The organism is Paenibacillus sp. A3 (assembly GCF_001399685.1).
Lineage (GTDB): Bacteria > Bacillota > Bacilli > Paenibacillales > NBRC-103111 > Paenibacillus_G.
In genome coordinates, this window is sequence record NZ_JTHN01000069.1 from 34,132 (window position 1) to 52,554 (window position 18,423).

The 18,423-nt window shown below is 53.2% G+C and carries 10 protein-coding genes and 1 pseudogene; 3 read left to right on the forward strand and 8 right to left on the reverse strand.

The window, feature by feature from the left end:
* Positions 1-18: 18 nt before the first annotated feature.
* The 5 genes from QJ48_RS10215 to QJ48_RS10235 form a co-directional block, all read right to left on the reverse strand.
* Positions 19-1,212, reverse strand: coding sequence for a NupC/NupG family nucleoside CNT transporter (locus QJ48_RS10215; RefSeq protein ID WP_054973519.1), 1,194 nt, complete (start codon positions 1,210-1,212; stop codon positions 19-21).
* A 479-nt stretch (positions 1,213-1,691) separates the two neighbouring features.
* Positions 1,692-2,636: a sugar-binding transcriptional regulator gene (locus QJ48_RS10220; RefSeq protein ID WP_010496337.1), complete on the reverse strand. Its 945-nt coding sequence runs from the start codon at positions 2,634-2,636 to the stop codon at positions 1,692-1,694.
* Positions 2,637-2,782: 146 nt separating this feature from the next.
* Positions 2,783-6,460 carry a carboxypeptidase regulatory-like domain-containing protein gene (locus tag QJ48_RS10225; protein WP_054973520.1) on the reverse strand — a complete coding sequence of 1,226 codons (3,678 nt, stop codon included), beginning with the start codon at positions 6,458-6,460 and terminating at the stop codon, positions 2,783-2,785.
* A gap of 22 nt (positions 6,461-6,482) precedes the next feature.
* Entirely contained in the window at positions 6,483-7,931 is a 1,449-nt protein-coding gene (locus QJ48_RS10230) for a glycosyltransferase (RefSeq protein ID WP_054973521.1), read from the reverse strand.
* A 74-nt stretch (positions 7,932-8,005) separates the two neighbouring features.
* Positions 8,006-12,427, reverse strand: coding sequence for a hypothetical protein (locus QJ48_RS10235; protein WP_237762862.1), 4,422 nt, complete (start codon positions 12,425-12,427; stop codon positions 8,006-8,008).
* A gap of 500 nt (positions 12,428-12,927) precedes the next feature.
* Between QJ48_RS10235 and QJ48_RS10240 the strand changes: the two genes are divergently transcribed.
* The gene (locus QJ48_RS10240; RefSeq protein WP_054973523.1) at positions 12,928-13,707 is read left to right on the forward strand and encodes a DUF2161 domain-containing phosphodiesterase; all 780 of its coding nucleotides are present in this window, start codon (positions 12,928-12,930) and stop codon (positions 13,705-13,707) included.
* Positions 13,708-13,767: 60 nt separating this feature from the next.
* Positions 13,768-14,538, forward strand: coding sequence for a polysaccharide deacetylase family protein (locus QJ48_RS10245; protein ID WP_054973524.1), 771 nt, complete (start codon positions 13,768-13,770; stop codon positions 14,536-14,538).
* 86 nt (positions 14,539-14,624) lie between these two features.
* Here the strand turns inward: QJ48_RS10245 and QJ48_RS10250 are convergent, their stop codons facing one another.
* The 3 genes from QJ48_RS10250 to QJ48_RS10260 all read right to left on the reverse strand — a co-directional run bounded on the left by QJ48_RS10250 (position 14,625) and on the right by QJ48_RS10260 (position 17,907).
* Positions 14,625-15,548 carry an NAD(P)/FAD-dependent oxidoreductase gene (locus tag QJ48_RS10250; protein ID WP_054973526.1) on the reverse strand — a complete coding sequence of 308 codons (924 nt, stop codon included), beginning with the start codon at positions 15,546-15,548 and terminating at the stop codon, positions 14,625-14,627.
* 103 nt (positions 15,549-15,651) lie between these two features.
* Positions 15,652-16,983 (reverse strand): MFS transporter, encoded by a 1,332-nt coding sequence (locus tag QJ48_RS10255; RefSeq protein WP_082420446.1) that lies wholly within the window; start codon positions 16,981-16,983, stop codon positions 15,652-15,654.
* A 240-nt stretch (positions 16,984-17,223) separates the two neighbouring features.
* Entirely contained in the window at positions 17,224-17,907 is a 684-nt protein-coding gene (locus QJ48_RS10260) for a helix-turn-helix transcriptional regulator (RefSeq protein WP_054973527.1), read from the reverse strand.
* A 133-nt stretch (positions 17,908-18,040) separates the two neighbouring features.
* On the opposite strand from QJ48_RS10260, the pseudogene QJ48_RS10265 reads away from it, so the two are divergent.
* A pseudogene (locus QJ48_RS10265) lies at positions 18,041-18,423 on the forward strand (flavin reductase family protein); the annotation flags it as partial.

The following is an 18,423-nucleotide window of genomic DNA, read 5'->3' on the forward strand; positions in this document are numbered from 1 at the left end:
AGTATAGTAATCGAATATTTATAGGAACAGCCCGATGAGCGTGGCCGACAAGATCGAGGCCAGCGTCGAGCCGAGCAGCAGCTTCAAGCCGAACTGTGCAGCCTCGTCTCCCCGTTTGTCGTTCAGCGCTTTCACCGCGCCGGTGATAATGCCAATGGAGCTGAAGTTCGCAAAGCTGACCAGGAATACCGAGACGATCCCGACCGTACGGGCCGACAAGCCCGAAGCGATATCTTTGAAGCTGAGCATCGCAACGAATTCGTTGGTCACCAGCTTCGTCGCCATGATGCCTCCCGCCTGCACGGCTTCGCTCCACGGGATGCCCATCAGGAACGCGACCGGTGCGAAAATATACCCCAGCACGGATTGGAACGAAATGTGGAATATCAGCTCGAATACGTAGTTGATCATATTCATCAAAGCGATAAAGCCGATGAGCATCGCGCCCACGATAATCGCCACTTTGAACCCGTCCATAATGCTTTCGCTGATCATCTGGAAGAACGATTCCTTCGGATGATGCTCCTCGTCGGCCACAACCGTCGCCTGCTCTTCCTCCGGCTCGAGCTTGTATGGGTTAATAATGTTGGCGACAATCAGCGCCGAGAAAATGTTCAGCACGATGGCGACCACGACGTACCTCGGTTCAAGCATCGTCATGTATGCCCCGACGATCGAGATGCTGACCGCGCTCATCGCCGATGTGCAAAGCGTATACAGCCGCTGCTTCGTGACCTGGCTGAGCTGCTTCTTCGTTGTCAGGAACACTTCCGATTGACCGAGCAGCGCGGCGGAAACGGCCACATAGTTTTCCAGCCGGCCCATGCCGTTCAATTTGCTGAGCGCCAGACCTACGTATTTGATGACGAACGGCAGCACCTTCACATAGTTCAGGATGCCGATCAGAATCGAGATAAAGATGATCGGCAGCAGCACGTTAATAAAAAAGGTCGAAGCGCCCTGATTTTCCAAGCCGCCGAAGACGAAGTTGACACCGCCTACCCCGAATTCCATCAGCTTGTTGAACAATCGGGAGACGAACGTGATCAGTTCCAGACCGATCTTCGTATTCAGTATGATAAAGCTCAGCACAATTTGCGTAACGAGCATAGCCAGAATCGGTCTGCTGCGAATTCCTTTCCGGTTGTTGCTGAACAAATAGCCCACCGCAAACACCAGCAGCAATCCGGCCGCTACGAATAAAAATTTCATCGGAATTCCCCCAGCCTCGTCTAATTTGGCAAGTAAAGAGAAGCGAACTGTTTGATTGAAAGCGTTAGCAACGAATGCAAAAAAGCTTCAACATCGAACACGAAGATGGAACAACGGGTCTGTACGATGCTGTCATTTTAGCATTTCCTTGGCCATGATGTTTTTATGTGCTTTAAATTATGATGTTGTTTCGAAGCGGCTTCGATTACAATTTAACTATAACAAGCGACTGAACAAATGTAAATATGTTATTGAACTTTTGTTCTTACCAATAAAGCAATTTTGAACAAATTGTGGAATACCTTGCGTTTTCTATGGTTGACCTCATGATTCCGATTCCAAAATCCCTGTTTTTTTCGATCATTTGTATGGTTTATCATTCACATTCGTTCTGGAATTGGGCAAAAAAGAAACCATCCAAGCTTGCGCCCGGATGGTTCCTTATCCTTTTAGCGGGATGCCTAATCTGATAAAATGCGTTACCCTTCTTGCTCCAATAATATTTTAGCCGTGTACTGATCCGTTACCAACACATTCGCGTACTGCGCTTTCAATGCGCCGCGGATGCCTTCGACCTTCTTCAAGCCGCCTGCGATGAGAATCGACTGGTCTTTCGTCTTAAGCTCGTGCAGTTCGATCCCGATCGTGCGGGCATTCAGCGTCTCGTTGCAAATGGCGCCGTTTTTATCGAAGAACCGGGAAGCGATATCTCCTACCGCATGGTCGGCGATCAGCTGCATATCCTGCTCCGTAAAATAGCCAAGCTGGAACAGCAGCGAATCCGTCCGGGGTACGCCAACCGTGAACAAAGCGATATTCGCCTGCTTCCCCATATCAAGCAGCTTCCGGATGTGGCGGTCCGCCTCAATCGCCTGTTTCACCACGACGTGGTCGACGATGGCTGGCAGCGGCAGCTGGTAAGGCGTCGCATCGAACGCCATCCCGAACAAATGAAGCGTTTCCGAGGCGTATGTCTTCTTCTCGGAGTGGCTGACGCCGCCCTTCAGTTGGACGATTCGGACGTCCTTCAGCGCTTTGTGCTCCAGGTGCGTCGCCACCTGATAGATGGTCGTGCCCCAGATGGTACCGATGATATCGCCGTCCTGGACGATTTCCCTCAAATAGTCCGCCGTCAGCTTGCCCAAATACTGCTTGATTACATGATCCTCGAACAACGGGATGGACGCGACCAGCGCCCGCTTCAGCCCGAATTTCTCTTCCAGCTGCTCGCTCAGGATTTTGCGGTCCTCGGTCGGGTCCGAAATGCGAATCTCGACGATTCCTTCCTCCTTCGCCTGCTGAAGCAGACGAGAAACGGTCGGCCGGGAAACCTCCAGCTTGTTCGCGATATCCTGTTGGCTGTAATCCAGCAAATAATAAAGCTTGGCGGCCTCGATCATTTTTTTTAGCTTCTCTTGTTCCATAAAGCCCCCGACTCCATCCCTGAACACTTTACCATGTATTGTGACACAAATGTCCGCCGCACTGCAAGCGTTTCAGCTCAAAAACGTCCCCAACTCCAGTTAGGGACGCTTTACCCGACTAAAGGTGATTAAATCTCAATACACCATTAGTTGGTGAACTTTACGTATTGCAAGAATCGCTTAAGCACCGTTGCGACTTGAGCTCGCGTCGAATCCAAAGAAGGCTCGAACGTCGTTTCGGTCATTCCTTCAATGATCCCTGTTCGAACAGCTTGTTCAATGGAAGCAACCGTCCACTCGCTAATGGCTCCGCGGTCCTTGAATTTGTCTATCCGCATCTCAGCCTCTTTGGAAGACGGATCGCTTCCCGCTGCCTTAAGCGCTCTGTTGATCATGACAGCCATCTGTTCGCGGGTAATGCTGCCGTTCGGTTCGAACGTCCCGTTTTCGAAGCCGTTCACAAGACCCGCTTTTACAGCAGCACCGACCGATCCGGCGTACCAATCTTTTGGCTGAATGTCATTAAAGGTCGGATAGCCTGGATCTTCCAGCAAGCCTAACGAACGGACAAGCAGCGAAGTAAATTCCGCGCGCGTTATTTTTTTATCGGGCTCATAGAGCTTGTCGGTCATCCCCTTTACAATAAACTTCGACGCCAGCCGCCGGATGTCCGATTCCGCCCAGTGTCCGACAATGTCATCAAAGGTATGATTGGCCGTTACTACGGTATAAATGCTATTATGGGTCGAAAAAATTTTAACTGTAGAAGCATTCTCTCCTTTTTCGAAATAGGAAGGAATAAAGGTCGCTTCATGGGTAACCGGATCAATCGTAACGGCTGTAACATGGTCCCTATTGGGATCGGTGCCGGGAACAATTACTTTACGCTCCACATAAACTGCCCCAAAATTCACTAGCTCCTGCGATAAACCGTTGCTGCCTTCGGCCGTAATTTTGAAATCCAAAGGATTGGGAAGCAGTGTCCCGGTCAGTTGATTCGTCTTGATAATCTTCTCATTCCTACTTGACGGCAGCTTCTCGATAGCCACGGTAATCTTGATGTTTTGCATCGTTGTCAAAGACTGGGTCCAAGTACGTAATACGTGAACCGGCAGCTTATATTCCACCGCATCTGTGCGTAACGTGATCATGGCACCGGCTTGAATTTTATCCGGAGTTTGGAATGACTCCCCCGGAAGCTCGACTTTAGTCAATACGTCGGCACGATCGATTTGAACGATTACCGAGCTGGCCGCTTGCAAAGCTGCGGCTAATTTGTCCTTGTCTAACGTTATTTTGGTTGCCGTTTGTCCTAAGCTATTGGTCTCTTGGACAACAATCCCGTCTTTGCTCGGATCCAGAACGACTTCCGCCGCGTTCGGTGTCGGCGTTGGTTGCGACCCGCCCGCAGATCCGGCGGTACTTTGGCTAGAGCTTGACGTACCACTATCCGACGAATTGCCGCTAGAGGTATAAAGCGTCATATCGTTAACCACGATCTTGTCCGCTATTGCCGTTACGCGAGTTTCAGCAGAAACGAATCCCGACGACTCCGCTCGGAAGACGTAAGTTCCGGCAGGCAACGTGATGGAAAAGGCCCCGTCCTGCCCTGTTTGTATTTTCTCAAGCAGCATGCCGTCGGCAGAATCATAGACTTTAACCCATGCTTGTGCTGCAGGGTTAGACCCGTTCGTAATTCTCCCCGCCATAACACCGTTTGTTTGCAATGAAGCTTGGACGAATACATCCTTTTCCTTGTTGACGGCTACGTTTTTCGTTATGCTTCCCACATTGCTTTTTTTCGCTGTCAACGTATAAGTTCCGGCAGGAACAAACAAGGCAAACGTGCCGTCACCGTTTGTTTTCGTATAATTGGAATAGGCTTCATTAGTCGCGCGGACGATGACCCCACCCAGTGGAGTTTTGCCGTCTGCAGCGAAGATCGTGCCGCCAATTTTACCGGCTTCCGTTGTCAATTTGTGATGTAATGTTTGCTCCGCGGCAACGGTTATCGCAGTCGGTGTCTGATTGCCGTCAAAAGATTTACTATCAACGGTATATTGGCCGGCCGGAAGCATCAAGGAAAAGAAGCCTGTATCCGCGTGAGTCGCGATACGATCGACAGGCGTTCGAGTCTGATCGAGTACGATAGCCGAAGCTCCGCCTACGTTTGTTTTCCCGTTGGAAACATAACCATTGAATATGCCGGCCGCGCCTAATACCGGATTTACCGTAACGCTTGAGCCTCGGGAGACGCTAACATTTTTATTTAGCGCCACTTTATGGTAATGCATTGTTTTTAATGTATAGCTTCCGGGCGGAACCTTTAGTGTGTATGTCCCGTCTTCCTTCGATGTGGTGAAAGAATAGGATCTGCCGTCTTGAGACAGAGCAACGATTGTCGCATATCGTATCATCGTTCCGTCCGCTTCGGTCACTTTACCGGTGATTTCTGTCGGATTTATCGTCGGATCATACGTGCTGGTCTGTCCTTCCAGAATGCTCAAATTTTCTTTTACCGCGACCGAATCTCCCGCTGCCGCAGTAATACGATAATTTCCTACAGGCAAAAGAGTCTCATAGCTGCCATCATGAAGCGGTGCCAGCTTGTCGACAACTTGTCCGTTCTTATCTTGCACGGTGATTGAAATGTCCTCAAAGCTTGTTTGCGGTCGGTTATCAGAATAAGATACTTTGCCCGATAATGTACCGGCATTTCCCAACGTAATCGCTACAGACTCATTTTTGCCGGGTGAAAGAGTTACGGGCTGACTAATCCCGGCGTATGCCCCAGCGCTAGCTTTCACAATGTAAGTTCCGGGCGGCAATAAAAATGCATAAGTACCGTTGGGAGACGATGGATCGACACCCGGAGCATAGGCGTTGCCTAGCAAATCGAAAACGCGAACACGACCAGTTGAGTCAGTTGGCGCATTAGCCAGACTCACCTTCAAGCCGGAATTCATAACCGTCAGATTCATTGTCGTTGAACCGGGCGTAATGGCCGCTTCGGAAGTAGCTTGCGTGCCGGTTTCATTTTCTACGGCTGCAATGATGGCAACTTGGCCAGTAGGGACTGCAAGCGTATAAAGACCGTTCTCATCTGCCCGTGTTTCGTTCAACATCATTCCCTGTTGATTAAGGGCTTTTACTTTGAATTTCGCTGTTAATCCGGATGCGGATTGAATCGTACCGCTGACTTTTCCGGCCGGGTTAAGCTCGATCGTAAGAGGGGACTTTGACGAATCCGTTGTAAGGCCCGATACAGAGCCGTAATACGGTTCGTCTTGAGACGAATAGACCGCCACGGTATAAGAGCCTTCATTGATCGGAACCGTAAAAGCTCCGTCCGGCGAAACGGAAGCCTCATTATACATAAAGCCCGTATTCTCATCGATCAGTCTCACTTTTGTTCCGGAAGGCAGCGGGCCATTGGAGCCGCTTCTCGTGACAACACCGCTAAGCAGCATCGTATTCAATGAAAAGTTGGCTGTCTTGGTTTGATCCTGACTAACAGTAACGGAACTGCTGGAACCCTCGGTTTCGTAAATGGCCTCAATCGTATACGTTCCAGGCGTAACGTTCAGACGGTAATTGCCGTCCGGATTGGTGATATCCTGCGCAACCGTTTGGCCGCGGCTATCCAAAGCAACCACGATTGCATTCGGTATCGGCTTCCCGCTGCGGTCCGTCACGTCCCCGCTTACAGTCCCCTTGGCTGCACTGCTATTCGGCGCTGTATCTGCAAAAGCCGAAACGGGTATAGCAATCGCCAGGGACAAAATCAGGAGCACTTGAATAACGATCCTCTTGCTCAAAAACATGAATGCTCGCCTCCGTCTGTTTTCATCTTTGCTGATTGTATTGATCAAGCAATCTTCGCTGTAGATCAAAGAAGGCTAGTTTGTTGGATAGAACCGTCATTTTGGGATGGCCTTGCCTCACTTTTTTTAACAGAAACCCGGCTTCCGCTATTTTCCCGGAGTGAACCAATAAATCAGCCTTTAGGACATCGGCTTTCCATGCAAGAATGTCGCGGTCCGCAGTCACGGTCCCCCGGTAAGTTCCAAAGCCTTCAACAGCTGCTCCAATGTGTCCTTCGGCCTCTTGAAGCAACAACCGTGCTTTTCTCATCTGTATTTCCGCGAGCGCATAACGGGCATCGGGAAAGTCAGGATGGAGCTTCAACGCCTTGCGGCAGCATTCTTCGGCCTGCTCCCATTCGTTGCGCGATGCCAGTATTCGGGTCATCAGCATGTAAACTTCTGGCATTCTTCCAAATTTGGGATTGGCACGGGCATGCTCCTCGGATTTTCTCAGATAGTCCAAAGCGTTGTCGTAATCTCCCAGGGACATCGTCTCTCTCCCCAAAAAATACCACCAGCCCGAATTTTCGGGCTCTTCTTGCGTCATCAGACGAAGGAGATGGATATTGCGGTTAAACTTATCTTTATCCTCTTTAACAAAGGCTTCGTAGCCGTCGTGGAACACTCTGATTTTAGTCGGTTTATGCAAAACATTGGAAGTAAATATTCCTTCTTCCTGCGTAGCGATTTGTTCATGGATTCGGCCGCTGTAATAAAGTCCCCGTTGGGCCGGGAATAAACGGGGTACGGAATAATCGCATACCTCCGTACCATTTACTTGATTGATCAATCCGACATGCAGCACCGGGATAATATGGCCTAAACCAGAGTAAAGCGCTGCAGCCGTTCGAATATTTGCCTGATCTTCGGGATGAAGCCACTCGTCCGCATCCAGCCAAAACACCCAATCGGAGGTGACATGGGCAAGTGCCTCATTGCGCAATTGCGAAAAACTATCGTTCCATACCGTTTGATGAACTTTAACGGTTGGGTAATCCGTTAGGATCGACAACGTTTGATCGATCGAACCGGAATCTACAACAACGATCTCGTCAAACACCCCAATGATGCTATCAAGGCAGCGCTTAATGCAGCGCTCTTCATTTTTGACAATAATAGCTGCCGATACGCTAACCGGTTTTGTTTGCAGCAAATCGACGATATCCTGTCTCACACCCCCTATAGGGGTTTTCTCCAGTTCTTGATACGCTGATGGCATCCAAGTTGCCTCGGGGTCCAAAAGATGCGCCCTCTCAAACATAAGGCGTGCCATTTCACCGTTCTGTTGATGCAATAACGCCTCTCCCAATAGAACCCACCCTTGCCCGTCTATGGGAAATAAACGGACGTGCTCGATGGCATGGGCTTCCGCTTCTTGATATCGTTGTTGTTTTAACAAATGAGTTATCATCTCATGACGCGGATGCATAGAACCGACCTTCCTGCTTCAAAAATATATCGGCCAACCGTCCGATTGGCCGATTTCGTTCAGTTATAAAATGTTTAATGTTGAGCGTTGATCGTTACTGTGTTGGCTACATATCCGCTGTACCCATCCGTTGCGTGGATGACGATTTGGGTCGTTTCCTGAGCAGTCCCTGACAACAGCAACAGCGTTCCGCTTATCGAAGCGCTGAGCGTGTTTGACCACGGATACGTCGAGCCGTAAACATACGTCAATACGTCCTGATTCGCATCGATAAAGTAGTTCCTCAAGTCGATTTGCGTCAATCCGCCCGTCAAGGAAACGGCCGGCTGAGACAATGCTTGGGGAGCTATGTTTTGGCTGCTGCTCCCTATGCTCACCGTATTGGATACGTACGTGCCGTGTCCGTCTGTCGCATGCACGATTACATAACCCGGCTCTTGCGCCATCCCCGACAGCAGCAGCATCGTTCCGCTTATCGAGGCGCTCAGCGTGCTAGACCATGGATATTTCCAGCCGTAGTAGAACGTGAGCTCGTCGTGATCTGTATCCTTAAAATAGTTTCTCAAGTCAACCTGCGTCAGTACACCGGACAATGAAACCGCAGGTTGCGACAATGCCTTAGGTGCAAAGTTTAAGCTGAAGCTTTCTTCCGCTGATGCTCCGTGCGTATCGGTCGCCTTTACCCGGAACGTCGCCGGTGCCGTCGGCGTGCCGCCCAAATACAGCATGTTGTTGGCGATGCTCGCCGACATTCCACTGCCGGCCGACGGCGCTTCGGTTATCGCGTAGCTCAGTCCGTCCCCGTTTGCATCATAGAATATGTTCCCTAACTGGATGGCGCTGGAGGCGAATGCCCCGCTGTTCGGGTCGTACGTGACCAGATTGTGGCTCGACCAGCTTTTCGGTGCGAAGTTCAACACTTCCGTCAGGTCCGCATACAGCCCGCTCGGGTCTGTCGCCCGTACCGTAAACGAATCGTCCGTTCGCGTCGGATTTCCACTTAAATGCACCAAGCTTCCGCTTACGATGCTTGCTGAAAACCCTTGCGGCTGTCTCACGATCGAGTACGTCAACGGATCCGTATTCGAGAAGTACGCTCCCGCGTCCATGTCGTTGTTCACAAAGCGGCTTCCCGCCGGATCCCACGTCGTATACATCAGACCGCCGCTCGGGAGCACTTGCGGAATGCCCCCGGTCGGCTGCACGCTTACCGTATTGTTCGCATACGTGCCATGTCCGTCCGTTGCTCGCACGATCACATAGGTCGGTTCCTGCGCCATCCCTGACAGCAGCAGCAGCGTTCCGCTTATTGAGGCGCTCAACGTGCTCGACCACGGATATGTCCAGCCATAATGGAATGTCAACTCGTCCTGATCTGCATCGTTAAAATAGTTTCTCAGGTCAACCTGCGTCAGCACACCGGATAAAGATACCGCTGGTTGCGACAACGCCTTGGGCGCAAAATTCAGGCCGAAGCTTCCTTCCGTAGATGCACCGTGCGCATCCGTCGCCTTTACCCGGAACGTCGCCGGTGCTGTCGGCGTGCCGCCCAAATACAGCATGCCGCCGCTGAGGCCCGCCGTCATCCCGCTGCTTAAGGATGGTGCCTGTACCATTGAATAACTCAGCCAATCCCCGTTCGCATCATAGAATACACTTCCCAAGTTGATAGCGCCGGTTACGAACGCTCCGCTGTTCGGGTCAAATGTTACCAGATTGTGACTCGACCAACTCTGCGGCGCGAAGTTCAATACTTCCGTCAAATCCGCGTACAGCCCGCTCGGGTCCGTCGCCCGCACCGTAAACGAATCGTCCGTGCGCGTCGGATTTCCACTTAAATGCACCAAGCTTCCGCTCACGATGCTCGCCGAGAACCCCTGCGGTTGCCTCACAATCGAGTACGTTAACGGATCCGTATCCGAGAAGTACATCCCTGCATCCGCATCGTTGTTCACAAACCGCTGCCCCGCCGGGTCCCACGTCGTGTACACGATGCCGCCGCTCGGCAGCACTTGCGGGATGCCGCCTGTCTGCTGCACGCTTACCGTATTGCTCACGTTCGTGCCATGTCCGTCCGTTGCCTGTACGATCACGTAGACCGGCTCCTGAGCCATTCCCGACAGCAGCAGCATCGTTCCGCTTATCGAGGCGCTCAGCGTGCTTGACCACGGATATTTCCAACCATAGGAGAACGTTAGCTCATCGTGATCCGCGTCGCTAAAGTAGTTTCTCAAGTCAACCTGCGTCAACGTACCGGACAATGAAACCGCAGGTTGCGACAACGCCTTAGGCGCAAAGTTTAAGCTGAAGCTCTCTTCCCCTGATGCCTCGTGCGTATCGCTCGCCTTCACCCGGAACGTCGTCGACGACATCGGTGTCCCGCCCAGATACAGCATGCTGCCGTTGAGGCTCACCGTCAGCCCGCTACTTACGCTTGGCGCTTGTACCATCGAATACTTCAGTTCATCCCAGTTTGCGTCGTAGAAGATGCTTCCCAAGTTGATCGCGCTGGTCACAAAAGCTCCGCTGTTCGGGTCGTACGTGACCAGATTGTGGCTCGACAAGCTTTGCGGTGCAAAGTTCAGCACTTCCGTCACATCTGCGTACAGCCCGCTCGGATCCGTCGCCCGCACCGTAAACGAATCGTCCGTGCGCGTCGGATTTCCACTTAAATGCACCAAGCTTCCGCTTACGATGCTTGCTGAAAACCCTTGCGGCTGTCTCACGATCGAGTAGGTCAACGGATCCGTATCCGAGAAGTATGCTCCCGCGTCCATGTCATTGTTCACAAACCGCTGCCCCGCCGGGTCCCACGTCGTGAACACCATGCCGCCGCTCGGCAATACTTGCGGTACTCCGCTGGTCTGTAGCACGCTCACCGTATTGCTCACATACGTGCCGTGTCCGTCCGTTGCTCGCACGATCACATAGGTCGGTTCCTGCGCCATCCCTGACAGCAGCAGCAGCGTTCCGCTTATCGTGGCGCTCAGCGTGCTTGACCACGGATATGTCCAGCCATAATGGAACGTCAACTCGTCCTGATCTGCATCGTTAAAATAGTTTCTCAGGTCAACCTGCGTCAGCACACCGGATAAAGATACGGCTGGTTGCGACAACGCCTTGGGCGCAAAATTCAGGCCGAAGCTTCCTTCCGTAGATGCACCGTGCGCATCCGTCGCCTTTACCCGGAACGTCGCCGGTGCTGTCGGCGTGCCGCCCAAATACAGCATGCCGCCGCTGAGGCCCGCCGTCATCCCGCTGCTTAAGGATGGTGCCTGTACCATTGAATAACTCAGCCAATCCCCGTTCGCATCATAGAATACACTTCCCAAGTTGATAGCGCCGGTTACGAACGCTCCGCTGTTCGGGTCGTACGTGACCAGATTGTGGCTCGACATGCTCTCCGGCGCGAAGTTCAGCACTTCCGTCAGGTCCGCATACAGCCCGCTAGGGTCCGTCGCCCGCACCGTAAACGAATCATCCGTGCGCGTTGGATTTCCACTTAAATGCACCAAGCTTCCGCTTACGATGCTTGCTGAAAACCCTTGCGGCTGTCTCACGATCGAGTACGTCAACGGATCCGTATCCGAGAAGTACATCCCCGCATCCGCATCGTTGTTCACAAAGCGCTGCCCCGCCGGGTCCCACGTCGTGAACACCATGCCGCCGCTCGGCAATACTTGCGGAACTCCGCCGGTCTGTAGCACACTCACCGTATTGCTCACATACGTGCCGTGTCCGTCCGTTGCTCGCACGATCACATAGGTCGGTTCCTGCGCCATCCCTGACAGCAGCAGCAGCGTTCCGCTTATCGTGGCGCTCAGCGTCCTTGACCACGGATATGTCCAGCCATAATGGAACGTCAACTCGTCCTGATCCGCATCGATAAAGTAATTTCTTAGGTCAACCTGCGTTAGTACGCCGGACAATGAAACTGCTGGTTGCGACAACGCCTCAGGCACAAAGTTGAGCCTAAAGCTCTCTTCCGCCGAGGCTCCGTGCGTATCCGTTGCCTTAACACGGAACGTCGTCGGTGCCGTCGGCGTGCCTCCCAGATACAGCATGCTGCCGCTCAGGCTCGCCGTCATCCCGCTGCTTACCGACGGTGCTTCTGCCACCGAATACTTCAGTTCATCCCCGTTCGCATCCCGGAACGTGCCCCAAAGGTTTATGGCACCGGAAACAAATGTACCGCTGTTCGGGTTGTACGTTACCACATTGTGGCTCGACAAGCTCTCCGGAGCAAAGTTCAACACGGCCGTCACATCCGCATACAACCCGCTAGGGTCCGTCGCCCGCACCGTAAACGAATCGCTCGACCATATCGGATTCCCGCTCAAATGCACTAAGCTACCGCTCACGATGCTCACCGAAAACCCTTGCGGCTGTCTCACGATTGAATACGTCAACGGATCCGTATCCGAGAAGTACGCCCCTGCATCCGCATCGTTATTCACATACCGCTGCCCCTTCGGCTCCCACGTCGTATAGATCATACCGCCGCTCGGCAACACCAATGGCGGGCCGGACAACTCGCTCAGTTTCATTTTATTTAGTTGATAGGAAATATTTGGATTATAAACGGGATAATGATACTTTTCCAAGCTGTCATATACCGACTCTTCTTTTACTACTCTCTTTTCACTCCCTGTGAGCTCGATAGAGCCTGCATTGACATACGGTGCAAACTGAGGGTATAAAACCATGGTGGCTTGCAGTATCCTTAAAAGCTTCTGATATTGATTTTCTCGAGTCAACATGCTCACCTTGTTTCTTATATTTTTGAAATGAAATACTCAACATCCATTCAATCAAAAAATCTAGTAATTTTCTCCTGTATATATCGACAAAATAATACCATTTTATTAGACTTTTGCACTATAACAAATTGCTTTTTCGTATCAAAATGCCTTTCTCTTTTCACCCTCCTCCCCTCCCAAGGTATGGTATAATTACACTACCCTATCACCGCAAGCAAAAAAGGAGGCACGACCCCTTGGCAATCAAAAGTGAAACGGAGCTGTACGCCCCCGTTAAAGCCTACTTGGAGCAGCTCGGTTACACGGTGCGCGGCGAGGTGCGGCATTGCGATCTGGTCGCCATTCGCGGGGAAGAGCCTCCGGTCATCGTCGAATTGAAGAAAAGCTTCTCGATCCCGCTCCTGCTGCAAGCGATCGACCGTCTGAAGATCAGCCGTTTCGTGTACGTCGCTTTCGAGCGGCCGGCCAAAGGACGCGCGCCGCACGGCGCCAGCTGGCCGGAGCTTCGCAGACTGTGCGGCATGCTCGGCCTCGGCATGATCGCCGTGCAATTCTATAAAACGCGCAAACCGCGGGTTGAGGTCGAATGTCATCCGCCGGACGGGTCCGGGCTCGCGATGCCGCTTAAAATGCCCAGACATAACAAATATGCAGCCGGCAAGCTGATGCAGGAGTTTCAGGAACGCCGAGCCGATTATAACGTCGGCGGCAGCACCAAGCGAAAGCTCGTCACCGCTTACCGCGAAAAGTCGCTTCATCTCGCATCGCTGCTGTACACCCATGGCCCCATGAGCCCCAAACAGCTGCGCGACCTGACAGGCAATGCCCAGGCCGCAGGCATGCTCCAAAAAAACGTATACCTTTGGTTCGAACGCGTAGCCCGCGGCGTATACAAGCTCACCCCGCAGGGAGAAGCGGAGCTGCAAACTTTTGCTCATGTCGTAGAGGCTTACTTGCCTGTCGCTGAGGCGGATACCGTCGATGCTTCGCAAGTCCCTGTCCTGCAAAATGCATAAATCCTTCGGGCAGCGGGTATGTATAGAGTGATAGACTACCGTGCAGAAAGGACGTGCGCCATGAAACCGTTCGTTCGGGCTCTCTTCGCGTTATGTCTTGCTATGCTTGCGTCGACATTGTCACTCTTCCCCCCTGCCCTATCATCGCCCGCGCAGGCCGCTTCTTCCATTCGCATCCCCGTGCTCAACTACCACAGCATTACCGTCGATCCCGGCAACCGGGCCACCATCGCCCCGGACAAATTCGAAGAGCAGATGCGCTACTTGGCTGACGAAGGCTACACGACGCTCACGCTCCAGCAATTCACCGCTATCCTCGAAGGCAAAGAAAAACCGCCGGAAAAACCGATCCTGCTCACGTTTGACGACGGCTATGCGGACAACTACGAACACGCTTATCCGCTGCTCAAAAAGTTGAATTTTCATGCTACCTTATTTATGGTCCCCGGGTTTGTAGACGACGGTTATTATTTGGATTGGGAGCAGGTCAAAGCCATGAAGGAGGCGGGTTGGGACATTCAGCCTCACAGTATGACCCACCCGCACTTGCCGAAGCTGAATGCCAAGAAGCAAGCGTATGAAATTACCGAATCCAGGCGGCTGATCGAGGAACAGCTCGGCACGACGGCTGATATTTTTTGTTATCCGTATGGCGAGTCCAACCGGACAACCTTGAAATTGTTAAAAGAAAATAAATTCCGGTATGCATTCACCATCGATCAGGGGTGGGCGTCGTCCGATCAGGACCCGCTCAAGCTGAAACGGCTGTTCGTCAACGGAGAAGCATCGATGAAAGCATGGAAACGGCTGCTGGAGCCGCCAAAATCTTGACTTCCCCTCCGTAATCGGGAAACATAAAGGGACCGAAGCGCCCCCTTGAACGGAGATGGCTTTGGTCCCTTATCCTGCGGTGCAACTTAAACGAAGACCGCGGTATTCGTTTTCCTCTTCAAAAGCTCTTTATGAATCCAAATCGCCGCCTGCGAGCCCTCGCCCATCGCGATCGTGACCTGTTCCGAATGCACTCCGATATCTCCGGCCGCCCAGACACCGGGAACGTTCGTCATCTTGGTGCGCGGATCGGTGACGATATGACGGTTCTCTAGCCGCTCGATGCCAAGCGACGCCATCCATCCGGTATGCACTTGGTTGCCGCCGAAAGCGATAAAGCCGCGCTCTCCCTCGATCGTCCGGCCATCCGACAAGCGTACGCCGTCGAACCGGGCATCCGGCCCTCCGAGCACCTCGGCGATTTCCGCTTCAACATGCGGTATGCCCGCTTCCATCAGCTTGTCCGCATGCCCGCTGCCTACCGCTTGCCGCTCATGATTAACGTAAACAATCCGATCGGTCCAATAACGCAGAGCAAGCGCCATTCCTGCTCCCGTATCGCCCGATCCCATCACGACGGTACGCTTCCCGCTGACCTCATAGCCGTCACAGTCGGGGCACACGTAAACGCTGATCCCAAGGCGTTCTTCCAGCCCGGGTAAAGGCGGGAAACGGTCCAGTACGCCGGTTGCCGCAAGCAGCGTCTCGGTGTGGACGGCCCCGCCCCCATCGGCAAGCGCAATCTGAAAGCCGCAACCGTTCCTTGCAGCTGCCACCGCCTCATCGCGGCGAAATTCCACCCCGAGCCGCTCGGCATGCTGCCGTCCGAGATTGCGGAGCTCTTGGCCGGAGACTCCATCGGGCCACCCCAGCACATTATGGTAGCTGCGGCACAGCGTTGAGCGCCCTCGCCCTTTGTCGATCACCAGCACGCGATGCCGATACCGTCCAAGCTGAATGGCCGCCTGCAAGCCGGCAATGCCCCCTCCGACGACGATGCAATCGTACATGATATACGCCCCTTCGTTATTCGTTACCGTTAGCATCCCCCCATAGTCCTTGTTTCCATTCCATCCGTTTCCTAAGCAGTACGAAAAAAAGCCTCCTCTTCAATCAAGAGGAAGCTTTCATACCGGGACGGGAGCCGCTCTTCGAGCCGGGACCGCGCACCGCCGTGGCCTCGCCCAAAGGCGGTTCTTCATCGGCGCGTCGGCTCAGCAGCCAGACCAGCCCGATTTGCAGCACGGCCGTTGCCGCCAGCACCCAGGGAAGCACCTGGCTGCCTGCGGTGCTTGTAAGCCAGACAAGCAGGCCGATTGATGCAACGCGTCCTCCGTTCAAGAACGTCTCGCGCATCACGACCGATTCGACCCGAAGCTGGCCTTTGAGCGGCAGCACGCCGATCAGGCGGTAATAGTACGAAGTGATCGTGTTGCCCTGCAGCGGCGCGCAAATGGAATAAATGATCATAAAAGCGATAACGGTGCCCAGCGTCAGTTTCCACAAAATGAACGCCGTGCCGATCACGAATCCTATGGTTGAGATGAACATAAAGGCTTTCGCTTTGGATTCGGTGCCGTATCGGGAAATGAACATCCCCGTGCCGATGCCGAGACTGGCGTACAGTACCCCAAGGTAGCCGACCAGATCTTCCCGGCCGACGATCTGAAAAAGCAAAATATTCGGCAAAAACAGCATCAGCCCCTGAAACAGCCCCATAACCAAAAAGGCGATTAGCGAGTAAGTCCAGTCCCGGTTTTTGCGCATCAGCAGGCCGACGTATTTCAGATAATACGCTTTATGGTGCGAAGCTTTCATCGGGATCTTGAAGCTGCCGAGCGCCGCCAGCAAAAACATAAGGAACGAGATGCCGAAAACGATCGTATAGCCCTGCAAGCCCTCGAATTGCCGAATGAGAAATCCGGCCAAGGCCGGTCCGATCAGCCCGCCCAGCGTAAACGTTATCATATTGATCGCGAGAAAACGGATGCGGTTCCGGTCCGTCGTAACGTCATACATCAAGGTCAGATAACCTCCCCAATAAAACGAACTCGCGATGCCGTTCAGCACGGCAAAGAGCACATAATATTGAGCCACCAGCTCCCCGGAGAAAACAACGGACAAATAAAACAGCGCAATCATCGCAATGCCCAGCCGGTACGTCACCATGCGGTCCTTGCGCTTGATCATCCAGCCGCCGAGCGCGAATGCCAGCGGAGCCACCGCGTAGTTAATCGCATAATAAGCTCCGTTGATTTCAAGGCTGTGGGTCAGCCGCCACAAGTACAGCGTCAAAAAGACGCCGGACATCGAAGCTCCGAACTGAAAGCAAAAATGAATAAAGAGCGAAGCGACGGCCTCGGCCGACAGCCTCTTTTCTTCCGGTACCGCCGTCTTCCGCGACTCCGCCCAATGCCTGACCGCTTCTCCGAGTCGTAACCCCATCCGAACCTGGACCGCCTCTCCCGGCAAACAGGAGGCGCCCATACCCTCCGTTCGCTCAATATCGATTTTACGACCATTGTATCAGCGGGAGGAGCCGTTTGTGAAACCGCAAACAAGCGCGATTGCAAGCGTATCCGGTCATTTTTCGCCAGCAGCGGGATGAGGCCCCGGTCAACCTCCCGTTATTAGCCATTTCCCCGTCCCTTGTCGGTTTGATGCACCACTGTACCAGTCGCCCGTTTAATCCAGCCGAATTCCGAATCGCTCTGCTATGCCTTGCTTTCCTTCTTGTGTGATTCGCACGGCCCGGCTTTTCTCCTCCCGGCGAAACCAATCCATCGCAATCATCCGTTCGGTTAGCCCTTGCCCGAGGGCGCCGGCCAAATGATGCTCGCGCTCCGTCCAATCGAGACAGCAGCGGGAGAAAGCCCGCCGCTTCTTGCGAAGCTGCGGCAAGTCCAAGCCGAAATCCGCAAAAAAACGTTCGCCGGAAGCCGTAACGTGAAGCTGCAGCCCGTCTTTCTGCAAATGCCCAGCGCTTTGCAGCGATTCCGTAATGCGTACCGCAGCTTCCCCTGCCAAATGGTCGTAGCACATCCGGGCGTGGCGCAGCTTTTTCATTTGGTCCGATTGCCGTAACGAGACGACAGGCGCCGGCCCGGCAAACGAAAGCAGTTGCTCAATCATTTCCGCATCGCTCGCCTGCGCAATCCGGTAATACCGGTGCCGGCCGTGCTTTTCTACCGTTACAATTCCGAGCTCCGCCATTTTGGCCAAATGGAAGCTGGCGGTTTGCGGCGTGATTCCCGCTGCGGCTGCCAAATCCCCGGCCGGATGGCAGCGGCCGTCAAGCAGATGCAGCAGGATGGCCGCCCGGGACGGGTCGCTAATCAGCGAAGCAATGGATGATACATTCCGATTCAGGCTCATCGTAGTCCTCCTTTTCATTGCATTCCACATTTCGATGATAATGGAAACGTCCATGAATTACAATGAGTCAGGAACAGTTATCCTGCATTTCCTATCGGACAATGATAACCATCGGAGGTAATGAAGCATGAACACAAAAGCATCCCCTACGGAAGCAAGCCATTTGAACATTCAGCCAAAAATTTTATACTACGGCATGCCCGTTATTCTCGCTACGACGCTGAACGAAGACGGTACGACCAACATCAGTCCCCTTTCCTCGTCTTGGGCGCTCGGACGTTATCTGGTGCTCGGCATGGGCTTCGGCGGCCAAGGCATCGACAATCTGCAGCGGACGCCGGAGCTGGTCGTCAACGTTCCCGACGCCGCCATGTGGCAGCAGGTCGAAAAGCTGGGCTCGCTCACCGGAAAACATCCGGTGCCGGACTACAAAGCGCAGATGGGCTACCGCTACGAGCCGGATAAATTCACCGCCGCCCGGCTTACGCCAGCCGATTCGCTGTCCGTTAA

Bases quoted from the DNA above. Each gene is read 5' to 3' on its own strand.
- QJ48_RS10215 (WP_054973519.1), bottom strand. From the start codon at position 1,212: ATGAAATTTTTATTCGTAGCGGCCGGATTGCTGCTGGTGTTTGCGGTG.
- QJ48_RS10220 (WP_010496337.1), bottom strand. From the start codon at position 2,636: ATGGAACAAGAGAAGCTAAAAAAAATGATCGAGGCCGCCAAGCTTTAT.
- QJ48_RS10225 (WP_054973520.1), bottom strand. From the start codon at position 6,460: ATGTTTTTGAGCAAGAGGATCGTTATTCAAGTGCTCCTGATTTTGTCC.
- QJ48_RS10230 (WP_054973521.1), bottom strand. From the start codon at position 7,931: ATGCATCCGCGTCATGAGATGATAACTCATTTGTTAAAACAACAACGA.
- QJ48_RS10235 (WP_237762862.1), bottom strand. From the start codon at position 12,427: ATGATCTATACGACGTGGGAGCCGAAGGGGCAGCGGTATGTGAATAAC.
- QJ48_RS10245 (WP_054973524.1), top strand. From the start codon at position 13,768: ATGAAACCGTTCGTTCGGGCTCTCTTCGCGTTATGTCTTGCTATGCTT.
- QJ48_RS10250 (WP_054973526.1), bottom strand. From the start codon at position 15,548: ATGTACGATTGCATCGTCGTCGGAGGGGGCATTGCCGGCTTGCAGGCG.
- QJ48_RS10255 (WP_082420446.1), bottom strand. From the start codon at position 16,983: ATGGGGTTACGACTCGGAGAAGCGGTCAGGCATTGGGCGGAGTCGCGG.